Raw genomic sequence first — 13,230 nt, 5'->3', positions numbered from 1 at the left:
AAAGGCATCGCTGGGTAGCTATGTGCGGACGGGATAAGTGCTGAAAGCATCTAAGCATGAAGCCCCCCTCGAGATGAGATTTCCCATTCGTAAGAAGTAAGATCCCTCAGAGACGATGAGGTAGATAGGTCTGAGGTGGAAGCGTAGCGATACGTGGAGCTGACAGATACTAATCGATCGAGGACTTAACCAAATAGAAAAGCGGAGGCGCCTGTTTAGCGACGTATGGACTGGAGCACATCGACTGAGATAAAGGAATCACGAAGAGCGTAGCGATTCGATGATGACTTATCGTAGGGAGATGGGTGAAGTCCACTAGTCGCTAGGCGCCGGAGCTGGACAGTGAATGCACGGTAAATATGAATGCAGATTATCTAGTTTTGAAGGAACAACCTTCAATTTAATATATGTTTGGTGACGATAGCGAAGAGGTCACACCCGTTCCCATTCCGAACACGGAAGTTAAGCTCTTCAGCGCCGATGGTAGTTGGGGGCTGTCCCCCTGTGAGAGTAGGACGTTGCCAAGCAAACAAAAAGAGTAGCAGAGATGCTACTCTTTTTGTTTGCATATTTTGGGACAGAGAACCCGACCCTGTGGCTCTGGCTCACCCAAAATTTTCATAATTCTAATTGACAATGATTATCACTACTGTTAAGATAAAAATAGGTTATAAATGATAACGAATCTCATTATCAACTGACGATCTTATTATCAATTAACAATATATACATAAAATCGATGAAGTAAACTACAGGGGAAAGTAAGTTATGAAAAAACGATATCTTGTTTTCGCGTTAATTGTATTATCGGTGGCTTCGATTTTTATCGGGGTTACCGATCTATCTCCAAAGCACATTTTCAATTTAAGTAATGATCAAACGCAAATCTTATATGTCAGTCGTATACCGCGTTTATTGAGCATTATTATTGCAGGAATGGGTATGAGTGTTTGTGGATTGATTATGCAGCAGCTGAGCAGAAATAAGTTTGTATCACCGACAACTGCCGGGACAATGGATTCGGCAAGATTCGGGATTTTAGTTTCGCTTATGCTGTTTTCTTCAGCAGGACCACTTGAAAAAATGCTGATTGCCTTTGTATTTTCACTTGCGGGGACATTTTTATTTATGAAAATTCTCGACAAAATTAAGTTTAAAGATGCCATCTTTATTCCTTTAGTAGGGTTAATGTTTGGGAGTATCGTAAATTCAATGACAACCTTCTTTGCTTACAAAAATAATCTCATTCAAAATATGTCATCGTGGCTGCAAGGAAATTTTTCACTCATGATTCAAGGGCGGTATGAACTCCTATACATCAGCATTCCGTTATTGATTGTTGCCTACCTTTATGCAAATAAATTTACGATTGCTGGGATGGGGGAAGAATTTTCGACGAACTTGGGTCTGAAGTATAAGCAGGTTGTTAATATTGGTTTAACAATTGTCGCCTTAATTACCTCATTAGTTGTGCTTACCGTAGGGATGATACCTTTTCTCGGGTTGATTATTCCTAATATTGTGACAATATATCAAGGGGATAACCTTCAGAAAAATCTTCCGCATACCGCATTATTGGGCGCAGTGTTTGTGCTAGCCTGTGACATTCTAGGTAGGGTCATTATTTATCCTTACGAAATTGCTATCGGCGTAACCGTAGGCGTCATTGGGAGTGGAATCTTTCTTTACCTGTTATTGAGGAGAAAAGCTTATGAGTAATAAGGTCAAAATAATCGTTCTTGTCGTATTATCAGCTTTATTAGTAACGCTATTTTTGTTTGTCGACATCGGCAGCAATTGGGATTACATCCTGCCAAGTAGGGGGAAGAAGATTCTTGCCATTATGTTAACGGGAACTGTTATCGCCTTTTCAACGATGGTGTTTCAAACGATTACGAATAATAGAATTTTGACTCCCAGTTTAATAGGTTTGGATTCACTTTACTTGCTCATCCAAACATTTATTATATTCATGTTTGGGTCTACCAGCCAAACGGTTACAGATAAAAACATAAATTTTATCATCTCAGTTGGCTTGATGATGATCTTTGCGGCGGTGCTGTTTAAGGTTCTTTTTAAACGTGAAGGCCAAAATATTTACTTCTTATTATTAGTAGGGTTAATATTTGGAACTTTTTTCGAAAGTGTTTCTTCCTTTATGCAGGTGCTCATTGATCCAAATGAATTTCTTGTTGTTCAGGATAAGATGTTTGCAAGCTTTAATAATGTAAATACCGACCTACTCGTCATATCGTTCGTTATTGTAATCATCGTTGCTATTTATTTTAAAAAGTTTGCAAGATACCTAGATGTTTTATCTCTAGGAAAAGAACAGGCTGTAAATCTAGGGGTTGATTACGATTATGTAGTAAAAAGGCTGTTAATCATTATCTCTGTGTTAGTTTCTGTTTCAACCGCGCTTGTTGGTCCGATTACATTTCTAGGGTTGCTTGTCGTCAATGTCGCTCATGAATTTTTAAAAACATACCGTCATTCACAGTTGATTTTAGGTTCAATCTTCATAAGTATTATTGCCTTAGTCGGTGGTCAATTGCTTGTTGAACGAGTATTTACTTTTTCAACAACGATAAGTGTCATCATCAATTTCATTGGTGGAGTTTATTTCATTTAGCTTCTTTTGAGGGGGAGAAAATTATGATCGAGGTAAGAAAACTGAGGAAGCAATATGGAAGTAAAAATGTCATTGATAATGTTTCTATTAACATTCCTAAAGGAAAAATTACTTCTTTTATTGGACCGAATGGGGCCGGTAAAAGTACCGTCCTTTCCATGATCAGCCGTTTGATTACGAAGGATGATGGAGATGTATTGGTTGATGGAGCTGAACTTAGCCGCTGGAAAAGCAATGAACTTGCTAAAAAGATTGCTATTTTAAAACAATCGAATCATATTAATATTCGTCTCACCATTAGGGAGTTAGTAAGTTTTGGGCGTTTTCCGTATTCACATGGCAGGCTTTCGAGAGAGGACTGGAAATATGTCGATGAAGCTATTAACTATATGGAGTTAAAAGATATCCAACATAAATATCTTGATCAATTAAGTGGTGGTCAAAAACAAAGAGCCTATATTGCGATGGTTATCGCTCAGGATACGGAGTATATCCTTTTGGATGAACCGCTCAATAATTTAGACATGAAGCATTCCGTTCAGATCATGAAGGTGTTGCGAAAACTAGTTGATGAGTTGGATAAAACCGTTGTTATTGTCATTCATGATATTAATTTTGCCTCTTGTTATTCAGATTATATTGTTGCTTTAAAAGGTGGCAAAGTGATCAAGGAGGGCACTACAGAGGAAATTATATCAAAGCAGGTTTTGAAAGAGGTTTATGATATGGATATCCAAATTGAAACAATTAACGAGAACAAAATTGGGATTTATTTTGCAGGTTAAAATACAATAAAAAAATTTTAGAGGTGGAAAGTAAATGAAAAAGCTAGCATTATTATTTTTAGTATTCGTATTAACAATTGTTACTGCAGCATGCGGTACCGGCAGTTCAAGTCAACCAGCTGGGCAAACAGAAAATAATACAACCGCAAACAATGCAACTGAGCCCGGAGCTACTGAATTAACGATTAAGCACAAGCTTGGAGAAACCCCTGTTACAAAAAATCCTGAGAAAGTAGTCGTATTTGATTTCGGTGTATTAGACACATTGGATAAACTTGGGGTTGAGATAGCAGCTGTTCCGCAAGGCGGCACCATTCCTATATATCTATCAAAATATGAAGATTCTAAGTATGTGAATGCTGGAGGTTTAAAAGAGCCGGATTTTGAAACGATTGCCGGTCTTAATCCAGATTTAATTATTATTTCAGATCGTCAGGCTGATCTTTATGAGGAATTTAATAAAATTGCACCAACCATCCACATGGGGGTCGATTACACAAGATATATGGATTCATATAAAGAAAACTCTATAACATTAGGTCAAATTTTTAATAAAGAGGCAGAAGTAGAGGCAGAACTCGTCAAGGTGGATGAAGCAATTAAATCCCTTCATGAAAAAGCAACAGCAAGTGGTCAAAATGCCCTAATTGTTTTAGCAAACGCAGGTAACCTAAGTGCATACGGACCAGGATCAAGATTCGGATTAGTTCATGATGTATTTGGTTTAAAAGCTGTAGATGAAAATATCGAAGTTTCTACACACGGTCAAAATATTTCGTTTGAATATATTATGGAAAAAGACCCGGATTACTTATTTGTAGTTGACCGTGATGCAGTAGTGGGCGGTGATGCCTCTGCAAAACAAACGATCGAAAACGAGTTAATCAAAAATACAAAAGCATATAAGAATGGAAATATCGTTTATTTAGATCCTAATTATTGGTACTTATCCGGAGGTGGACTTGTTTCCGTTGCTGGGATGGTAAAGGCAATTGAGGCTGCCATTCAATAAAGTTGGCTGGGTCAGAAATCCCTGGGCCAGAGTTCCCGACCCTGTGGGTCGCTCAAAAGAAAAAATGTCTGACATGATGTCAGGCATTTTTTCTTTGTCAGCTTTTCCTATTCTTCAATTTTCTTAATAGAAATCTTTTGTCGCCGCATATCATCGGGAATTAGGCGGTGAAGATGGATAATAAGTAAACCATTTTGATAAGTGGCATCTATTCTGTCATCCTTAACAGGGTATGGCAACTCGATGCTTCGTTCAAAATGCCCGTTAAATAACTCATCTTGAACTAAGTTATAGCCTTTGTAACGTAAATTAATATCACCCTTTAATTCGAGTGACTGGTAATCAATATACACATCGACGTTGTTAATATCATTTAACCCAGGAATGTTAGCTATTACCAATATTTCATTTTCAGTTTTACATACATTTACTAGAGGGAAATGATTATATTGAAGAATGCTTTCAAAACTGCTTAAAAAACCGTCACCTAAAAAAGTATCGATATTTTTATGCCATTCCTGCCAATTTTTAAATGGATCCATAGGATATAGGCCCCCTTCCTGCTTTTGCTATTCTATTTTTCATCATATGCTATTTGTGGTTTTGGGTGATTGTCTAATGTCAGATATCTGTGACAAATTGGTACTAATTAACAGGAGATTTTTAGTTAAAATGCAACATGAGGAGGATTCCTTTTCATAAATAGTCGAATGTTGTAGAATAGGGGAAATAAACCATTAGGTAAGGTGGAATCTCCGAATGCTGCAAAACTCTGTAGTGATGGTTGCCATTATTCTTTCTATAAATATTGTCTATGTATCATTTTTTACAATTCGAATGATTTTAACGTTGAAGGGTCAGCGGTACCTTGCAGCTGCGATAAGCTCAGTTGAGGTTGTCATTTATGTAGTTGGTTTAGGTCTAGTATTGGACAATCTGGATCAGATTCAGAATTTGATTGCTTATGCCGTGGGATATGCTTTAGGGGTTTTAGTAGGCATGAAGATAGAAGAAAAATTAGCACTAGGTTATATTACCGTGAATGTAATTTCCAATGAGTGGGAAAAGCCTTTCACAAAGCTGCTTAGAGAAAAAGGATATGGCGTGACAAGCTGGATGGCTTATGGGATGGAAGGCGATCGGCTGGCCATGCAAATTTTAACACCAAGAAAGTATGAAGAATCCTTATACAAATTAATTAAAGAAATCGATCCAAAAGCATTTATCATTGCCTATGAACCTAAAACAATTTATGGCGGTTTTTGGGTGAAGTCAGTTCGAAAAGGGAGATTAGGTCAATGAGCGATAAACCAAAAAAGAAAAGGTTTGAAGTTGAGGATCATGAGAGTATTTCCGATTGTTTAGACAGAATGGATAAAGAGGGCTACCAGCCGGTAAGGCGAATGGAAGAGCCAGTGTTTATCGAGGTAAAAGAAGGAAAAACAATCGTTCAAAAGGTCCATAAGCAAAAAATAGTGTTTGAAGGTATATTGAAACAAGAAAATAAGTGAAGCAAAAACCGAACATTAAAATCTTAATAAAATAATATTGTTCGATATTTGTTGACATTTTTAAGAATTGCTTGTTAAAATTAAGAAGGTAAAATGAAAAGCCAACATCGCCTCATATATCATTGGGAATAAGGCCCGAAAGTTTCTACCCGATTACCGTAAATGATCGGACTATGAGGAAGGTATATTTCATCAGTGGCACGACCCTTGCATAAGGAATGGCTATTTCTCTTTATTTCTTTATGTAATCATGTCCAGGTGTGGATTCCTTTCTCATTCATGAAAGTATCTGCCCTGGACTTTATTTATTTCATTTAGTAGGAGGATTTTTTCCATGGAGCAACCTTTAGTTGGGGTTATTATGGGTAGTACATCTGATTGGCCAACAATGGAACATGCATGTGTTATTTTAGATGAATGTCAAATCCCTTATGAGAAAAAAGTAGTTTCTGCCCATCGGACACCAGATTTAATGTTTGAATATGCGGAAACAGCAAAAGGTAGAGGAATTAAAGTTATCATCGCTGGTGCCGGGGGTGCGGCACATTTACCGGGTATGGTTGCGGCAAAGACGACATTACCTGTTATTGGCGTTCCGGTCCAATCAAAGTCGTTGAATGGACTTGATTCATTGCTATCGATTGTACAAATGCCGGGTGGTGTACCGGTAGCAACAGTAGCAATCGGGCAAGCAGGTGCAATGAATGCAGGCTTACTTGCGGCCCAAATTTTAGGGACACAATTTCCTGAAATCGATGAACGCTTAGTAAATAGACGTATTGCAACACGAAATGCTGTATTAGAAAGTAGTGATCAACTTGGCTAAAAGAATAGTACCTGGACAAACGATTGGAATTATCGGCGGCGGACAGTTGGGGCGAATGATGACTATTGCTGCAAAAGAAATGGGCTATCGGGTGGCAGTTATGGACCCAACAAAGGATTCCCCGTGTGCGCAAGTATCCGATATCGAAATTGTTGCGTCCTATGATGATCTGGATGCAGCTAAGAAATTAGCCGAGGTCAGCGATGTGATTACATATGAATTTGAAAATGTGGATCACATTGTCTTAGGGTGGCTTGAAGAGAATGCTTATTTACCACAAGGCAGTGAGTTGATAAAAATAACACAAGATCGTGCCAATGAAAAGAAGGCAATCGTCCGAAGCGGAGCTGAGGTTGCCCCATATTTTCTTGTTAATAATATAGAAGATTTACAGGCTGGACTAGAAGAATTAGGAATGCCAGCCGTGTTAAAGACATGTAGAGGCGGCTATGACGGAAAAGGTCAGGCTGTTATCAAAGAAACAAATGATAGAAGTGATGCTGAAAAACTTCTTTCACATGGTCAATGTGTATTGGAAAAATGGCTGTCTTTTGAAAAGGAGATTTCAGTCATCGTTACAAGAAGCGTATCTGGAGAAGTTAATACCTTTCCGATAGCTGAAAACATTCATGTTGAAAACATTCTTTCACAATCGATTGTACCGGCAAGAATTGATGCTCAAATCGCCCAAAAAGCAACTGAAAAAGCTATTAATCTTGCAAAATCAATCAATATGGTCGGTACTTTAGCGGTGGAAATGTTTTTAACAACCGATGGTGAAATTTTTATTAATGAATTAGCGCCAAGACCTCATAACTCAGGACATTACACACTGAACGCTTGTGAGACTTCGCAGTTTGAGCAGCATATACGTGCAGTTTGTGATTGGCCATTAGGAAAACCAGATTTATTGAAGCCGGTTGTGATGGCTAATATATTAGGGGAACATCTACAGCCTGTTCTCGAGAAAATTGATCAGTTTTCAGATTGCAAGCTTCATTTATATGGAAAAGCGGAAGCGAAAGTAAAACGTAAAATGGGTCATCTCAATATTCTTGCAAATACTATTGAAGAAGCTTTAGATAAATATGAATCCTTAAATATATGGAATAATAATTAAGCTAGGCATCGAAGGAACTGGAGGAATTATTTAATGATCGAGCGCTATACCCGCCCTGAAATGGGAGCAATTTGGACTGAGGAAAATAAGTTTAAAGCATGGTTGGAAGTTGAAATCTTAGCTTGTGAGGCTTGGGCTGAGCTAGGAGAAATACCGAAGGAGGATGTAAAAAAACTTCGTGAAAATGCATCCTTTAACATTGAGCGGATTAATGAAATTGAACTAGAAACAAGACATGATGTTGTTGCTTTTACACGTGCCGTTTCTGAAACGCTTGGCGAAGAAAGAAAATGGGTTCACTACGGTTTAACATCAACAGATGTAGTTGATACAGCACTTTCTTATTTAGTGAAACAAGCCAATGACATCCTTCAAAAAGATATTGAGAATTTTATTGAGATATTAAAAGAAAAAGCAATTGAGCATAAGAAAACTGTGATGATGGGCCGTACGCATGGTGTTCATGCAGAACCGACTACTTTTGGTTTGAAGCTTGCTCTTTGGTATGAAGAAATGAAACGTAACTTAGAGCGTTTTAAAAACGCAGCGGATGGAATTCGAGTTGGCAAGATTTCAGGAGCCGTTGGGACTTACGCCAATATTGATCCATTCGTTGAACAATATGTATGTGAAAACTTAGGTTTAAAAGCTTCTCCTATTTCAACCCAAACATTACAACGTGACCGCCATGCAGACTACATGTCAACATTAGCGTTGATTGCAACATCGATTGAAAAATTTGGTGTTGAAATTCGTGGATTACAAAAGAGTGAAACAAGAGAGGTTGAAGAGTTTTTTGCTAAAGGTCAAAAAGGTTCTTCAGCTATGCCACATAAACGTAATCCAATTGGTTCAGAAAACATGGCAGGACTTGCTCGTCTGATTCGTGGATATATGATGACGGCTTACGAAAACGTACCACTATGGCATGAACGAGATATTTCTCATTCATCTGCTGAACGTGTGATTCTACCAGATGCAACAATTGCTTTGAACTATATGTTAAATCGTTTCGCTAATATCGTGAAAAACTTAACAGTATTCCCTGAAAATATGAAACGCAATATGGAAAGAACATTTGGTTTAATTTATTCTCAACGCGTATTATTAGCGCTTATCGATAAAGGGATGTCAAGAGAAGAAGCCTATGATACTGTGCAACCAAAAGCAATGGAGGCATGGGAAACGCAAGTGCCTTTCAGATCACTTGTTGAGGCAGAGGAGAAAATCACAAGCAAGTTAAGTTCTGCTGAAATTGAGGATTGCTTCGATTATAATTATCACCTTAAGCATGTTGATATGATCTTCGAGCGTTTAGGTTTGGAATGAAAAATTTGTATTCAATAAAAGTAAATTAAAATAGATGTCAGGTATCAATAACAAAGCGATCCATGTTTGTGATGCCTGACAATCAAAAATAATATTTTTTAATATAAATTTTCGCATATTTCCGAATACGGGGGAGTCTTTAGTGGAAAAAGGGCAGTTGTTATATGAAGGCAAAGCAAAAAGAATTTACACCACAGAAGAAGAAAATATCGTTTGGGTTGAGTACAAGGACGATGCAACTGCTTTTAATGGTGAGAAAAAGGCGCAAATCAGTGGAAAAGGCCGCTTGAACAATCAAATTACGACATTGCTTTTTGAAAAGTTAGCGGAGGCAGGCATTGAAAACCACTTTGTTGAAAAGCTTTCTGATACCGAGCAACTTGTAAAAAAAGTAAAAATCATTCCGCTTGAAGTCGTAGTTCGCAATATTATCGCAGGCAGCCTTGCAAAAAGATTAGGAAACGAAGAAGGCACTGAACTAAAAAACGCAATCGTTGAATTTTATTATAAAAACGATGCATTAGGCGACCCAATCGTTAATAACGATCACATTCAACATCTTGAAATAGCAACGGAAGCAGAGTTGCAAAAAATTAAACAGACGGCCCTTAAAGTGAATGACATTTTAGCTCCATTTTTTGCAGAAAGAAATGTGATTTTAGTCGATTTCAAGCTTGAATTCGGTGTAACAGACAAAGGTGAATTGATTTTAGCTGATGAAATTTCACCTGACACATGCCGTCTTTGGGATAAAGCAACCAATCAAAAGCTTGATAAAGATATTTTCCGCCGTGATTTAGGTAATTTAACAGATGCTTATGAAGAAATTTTAAAACGTTTAGGAGGCGTAACTCAATGTTCAAAGTAAAGGTATATGTAACGTTAAAAGAAAGTGTTTTAGACCCGCAAGGTGCAGCAGTTAAAAATTCATTACACAGCATGTCTTACAAGGATGTAACTAATGTCCGTATTGGTAAATATTTAGAATTAACACTTGATCAAAATACAGCAGATGTTGAACAAACAGTTAAAGAAATGTGTGACCGTCTATTAGCAAATCCAGTCATTGAAGATTATCGTTATGAAATTGAGGAGGTTGTCGCTCAGTGAGATTCGCAGTGATCGTTTTTCCAGGATCCAATTGTGATATTGATATGTATCATGCGATTAAGGATGAATTAGGGGAAGAAGTAGAATACGCTTGGCATACAGAGTCAGATTTGAGCAGATTTGATGCAATTCTACTACCTGGTGGTTTCTCTTATGGAGACTATCTACGTTGTGGAGCCATCGCTCGTTTCTCAAACATAATGGAAGCTGTTATACAAGCAGCTGAAGAAGGGAAGCCGGTTTTAGGAGTATGTAATGGCTTCCAAGTATTGTTGGAATCTGGGCTTCTTCCAGGTGCGATGAAGCGCAACAATAATTTGAAATTTATGTGCCGTCCGGTTGATCTTGAGGTCGTTAATAACAACACCATGTTCACAAGCGGTTATGAACAATCCGAAATTATTTCTGTTCCGATCGCTCATGGCGAAGGAAATTACGAGTGTGATGATGAGACTTTAAAAGAACTAGAGGAAAACAACCGAATTGTCTTCCGTTACCATGGCACGAATCCGAACGGTTCAAAAGCTGACATTGCTGGAATTATCAATGAAAAAGGAAACGTATTAGGCATGATGCCTCATCCAGAACGTGCCGTTGATGAATTATTAGGTAGTGCAGACGGGCTTAAACTATTTCAATCAATCTTGAAAAAATGGAGGGAAGCACATGTCGTTACTTCTTGAACCAACAGCAGCGCAAATTAAAGAAGAAGCTATATATCGTGAAATGGGATTGAATGATGAAGAATTTGCAATGGTCGAAAAAATTCTTGGACGCCTTCCCAATTATACAGAACTAGGCCTATTTTCAGTAATGTGGTCAGAGCATTGCAGTTACAAAAACTCAAAGCCGGTCTTAAGAAAATTCCCGACTAAAGGTGAACGTGTATTGCAAGGACCTGGTGAGGGTGCTGGTATTGTTGATATTGGTGACAAACAAGCCGTTGTTTTTAAAATTGAAAGTCATAACCATCCATCAGCAATTGAGCCATATCAAGGGGCAGCAACAGGGGTTGGCGGGATTATCCGTGATGTCTTTTCAATGGGGGCACGCCCAATAGCAATCCTAGATTCACTTCGTTTTGGAGAGCTCACAACACCGCGCATGAAATATCTTTTCGAAGAAATTGTTCATGGGATTGCGGGATACGGAAATTGTATTGGAATCCCAACTGTCGGTGGAGAGATTCAATTTGATCCGTCTTATGAGGGAAATCCTCTCGTAAACGCGATGTGTGTAGGCTTGATCAATCATGAAGATATAAAGAAAGGTCAGGCAAAAGGTGTTGGCAATACCATTCTTTATGTTGGAGCATCAACAGGCCGTGACGGCATCCATGGGGCAACATTCGCTTCAGAGGAATTAAGCGAGGCATCTGAAGCAAAACGCCCGGCTGTTCAAGTTGGCGATCCATTTATGGAAAAACTGCTTCTTGAAGCATGCTTAGAAATTATTAAATCCGACGCCTTAGTTGGTATTCAAGATATGGGTGCTGCTGGACTTACATCATCATCTAGTGAGATGGCAAGCAAAGCAGGCTCCGGTATTGAAATGAATTTAGACTTAGTCCCACAGCGTGAAACAGGCATGACTGCTTATGAAATGATGCTATCTGAATCACAAGAACGTATGTTATTAGTTGTTCAAAAGGGCCGTGAGCAAGAGATTATTGACATTTGCCATAAATATGGTCTTGAAGCAACAGCGATCGGAAAAGTTACCGACGACAAAATGCTCCGCTTATATCATAAAGGGGAAGTAGTGGCAGATGTTCCGGTAGATGCACTTGCAGAAGATGCACCCGTCTATCATAAGCCATCTAAAGAGCCAGCTTATTATGGTGAATTCCAAAGGATGGCCTCATACGTTCCAACAGTAATAGATTATAAAGAAACGCTTGTACAGTTATTAAGCCAGCCTACCATTGCAAGCAAGGAATATGTATATGATCAATATGATTATATGGTTCGCACAAATACAGTAGTTGCACCGGGATCTGATGCAGCTGTACTAAGAATTCGCGGTACAAGAAAAGCATTGGCAATGACAACAGATTGTAATTCACGCTACTTATATCTTGATCCGGAAGTAGGCGGAAAGATTGCTGTAAGTGAGGCTGCACGTAATATCGTGTGCTCCGGTGGTGAGCCACTCGCGATTACAGATTGCTTGAATTTTGGAAATCCAGAAAAGCCGGAAATCTTCTGGCAGCTTGAAAAAGCTACAGATGGAATGAGTGCAGCATGTGAAGCATTAAGTGCACCGGTTATCGGCGGAAACGTCTCGCTTTATAATGAAACAAATGGGGAAGCTATTTACCCGACACCTGTTGTTGGTATGGTAGGTTTAATTGAAGATATTGAGCATATTACGACTCAAAGCTTCAAAGAAGCTGGAGATCAAATTTATGTAATCGGTGAAGCAAAACCGGAATTTGGCGGCAGTGAATTACAAAAGATGCTTGAGGGGAAGATCTACGGAAAAGCACCTGAACTTGATCTTGAACTGGAAGTTAAGCGCCAGCAGCAATTGCTATCTGCAATCAAATCCGGTCTTGTTCAATCAGCCCATGATATTGCAGAAGGCGGATTAGCTGTTGCCATTGCGGAATCTTTAATGAATGATGACAAGTTAGGTGCTGATGTCCAAATCAAAGGTGATGCTGTAACAGCCTTATTTAGTGAAACACAATCACGTTTCATCGTTACAGTTAAAAAGGAAAATCAAGAACAATTTGAAGCGATTGTAAAAGATGCCAGCTTAATTGGGGAAGTTACCCAAACAGGTGTTTTAACGTTCGTCGACGAAAAAGAAGTAGAGTTGTTATCAGCTGAAACCGAGCAACTTAAACGTGCTTGGCATGAAGCTATACCATGCCTGTTGAAATCAAAATCATAAGGAGGAA

At 38.5% G+C, this 13,230-nt stretch carries 14 protein-coding genes, 2 rRNA genes and 1 riboswitch; of the genes, 15 read left to right on the top strand and 1 reads right to left on the bottom strand.

Annotated elements, in window-relative coordinates; genetic code table 11:
* The 6 genes from P9E47_RS06835 to P9E47_RS06810 all read left to right on the top strand — a co-directional run.
* Positions 1-193: ribosomal RNA gene (locus P9E47_RS06835) — 23S ribosomal RNA — on the top strand; the annotation flags it as partial.
* A gap of 217 nt (positions 194-410) precedes the next feature.
* A 5S ribosomal RNA gene (gene rrf / locus P9E47_RS06830) occupies positions 411-527 on the top strand.
* 241 nt (positions 528-768) lie between these two features.
* Positions 769-1,719, top strand: coding sequence for an ABC transporter permease (locus P9E47_RS06825; protein ID WP_003331551.1), 951 nt, complete (start codon positions 769-771; stop codon positions 1,717-1,719).
* The gene (locus P9E47_RS06820) at positions 1,712-2,632 is read left to right on the top strand and encodes an iron chelate uptake ABC transporter family permease subunit (RefSeq protein ID WP_326162934.1); all 921 of its coding nucleotides are present in this window, start codon (positions 1,712-1,714) and stop codon (positions 2,630-2,632) included. Before P9E47_RS06825 ends, P9E47_RS06820 begins: the two co-directional genes overlap by 8 nt.
* A gap of 23 nt (positions 2,633-2,655) precedes the next feature.
* Positions 2,656-3,417: an iron ABC transporter ATP-binding protein gene (locus P9E47_RS06815; protein WP_003331553.1), complete on the top strand. Its 762-nt coding sequence runs from the start codon at positions 2,656-2,658 to the stop codon at positions 3,415-3,417.
* Between the two features lie 34 nt (positions 3,418-3,451).
* Positions 3,452-4,429 (top strand): siderophore ABC transporter substrate-binding protein, encoded by a 978-nt coding sequence (locus tag P9E47_RS06810; RefSeq protein WP_003331554.1) that lies wholly within the window; start codon positions 3,452-3,454, stop codon positions 4,427-4,429.
* 107 nt (positions 4,430-4,536) lie between these two features.
* On the opposite strand, the gene P9E47_RS06805 is transcribed toward P9E47_RS06810, so the two are convergent.
* Positions 4,537-4,971 (bottom strand): Hsp20/alpha crystallin family protein, encoded by a 435-nt coding sequence (locus tag P9E47_RS06805; RefSeq protein ID WP_003331555.1) that lies wholly within the window; start codon positions 4,969-4,971, stop codon positions 4,537-4,539.
* 217 nt (positions 4,972-5,188) lie between these two features.
* Here P9E47_RS06805 and P9E47_RS06800 point away from each other — a divergent pair, with 217 nt between their 5' ends.
* From P9E47_RS06800 to purL, 9 genes are all read left to right on the top strand, one after another.
* The gene (locus tag P9E47_RS06800; protein WP_003331556.1) at positions 5,189-5,731 is read left to right on the top strand and encodes a DUF2179 domain-containing protein; all 543 of its coding nucleotides are present in this window, start codon (positions 5,189-5,191) and stop codon (positions 5,729-5,731) included.
* Positions 5,728-5,940, top strand: coding sequence for an NETI motif-containing protein (locus P9E47_RS06795; RefSeq protein ID WP_003331557.1), 213 nt, complete (start codon positions 5,728-5,730; stop codon positions 5,938-5,940). The genes P9E47_RS06800 and P9E47_RS06795 overlap by 4 nt, the downstream gene beginning before the upstream one ends.
* A gap of 92 nt (positions 5,941-6,032) precedes the next feature.
* Positions 6,033-6,134, top strand: a riboswitch (purine riboswitch).
* A gap of 140 nt (positions 6,135-6,274) precedes the next feature.
* Complete coding sequence (purE, locus tag P9E47_RS06790) at positions 6,275-6,766, top strand: 5-(carboxyamino)imidazole ribonucleotide mutase (protein ID WP_003331558.1); 492 nt, start codon at positions 6,275-6,277, stop codon at positions 6,764-6,766.
* Entirely contained in the window at positions 6,759-7,886 is a 1,128-nt protein-coding gene (purK, locus tag P9E47_RS06785) for a 5-(carboxyamino)imidazole ribonucleotide synthase (RefSeq protein ID WP_003331559.1), read from the top strand. The genes purE and purK overlap by 8 nt, the downstream gene beginning before the upstream one ends.
* 33 nt (positions 7,887-7,919) lie before the next feature.
* Positions 7,920-9,215 carry an adenylosuccinate lyase gene (purB, locus tag P9E47_RS06780; protein ID WP_003331560.1) on the top strand — a complete coding sequence of 432 codons (1,296 nt, stop codon included), beginning with the start codon at positions 7,920-7,922 and terminating at the stop codon, positions 9,213-9,215.
* Between the two features lie 142 nt (positions 9,216-9,357).
* Positions 9,358-10,083, top strand: a complete 726-nt coding sequence (purC, locus tag P9E47_RS06775; protein ID WP_326162931.1) for a phosphoribosylaminoimidazolesuccinocarboxamide synthase — start codon at positions 9,358-9,360, stop codon at positions 10,081-10,083.
* Positions 10,071-10,325 (top strand): phosphoribosylformylglycinamidine synthase subunit PurS, encoded by a 255-nt coding sequence (gene purS / locus P9E47_RS06770; protein ID WP_003331563.1) that lies wholly within the window; start codon positions 10,071-10,073, stop codon positions 10,323-10,325. The genes purC and purS overlap by 13 nt, the downstream gene beginning before the upstream one ends.
* Positions 10,322-11,008, top strand: a complete 687-nt coding sequence (purQ, locus tag P9E47_RS06765) for a phosphoribosylformylglycinamidine synthase subunit PurQ (RefSeq protein ID WP_326162929.1) — start codon at positions 10,322-10,324, stop codon at positions 11,006-11,008. The genes purS and purQ overlap by 4 nt, the downstream gene beginning before the upstream one ends.
* Entirely contained in the window at positions 10,992-13,223 is a 2,232-nt protein-coding gene (purL, locus tag P9E47_RS06760) for a phosphoribosylformylglycinamidine synthase subunit PurL (protein ID WP_326162928.1), read from the top strand. Before purQ ends, purL begins: the two co-directional genes overlap by 17 nt.
* Positions 13,224-13,230 lie beyond the last annotated feature (7 nt).

Origin of the sequence: Schinkia azotoformans, from assembly GCF_035811335.1 — a bacterium.
In the GTDB taxonomy this organism is placed as follows: Bacteria; Bacillota; Bacilli; order Bacillales; family Bacillaceae_J; genus Schinkia; species Schinkia azotoformans.
This window is presented reverse-complemented; position numbering and strand designations above follow the sequence as displayed.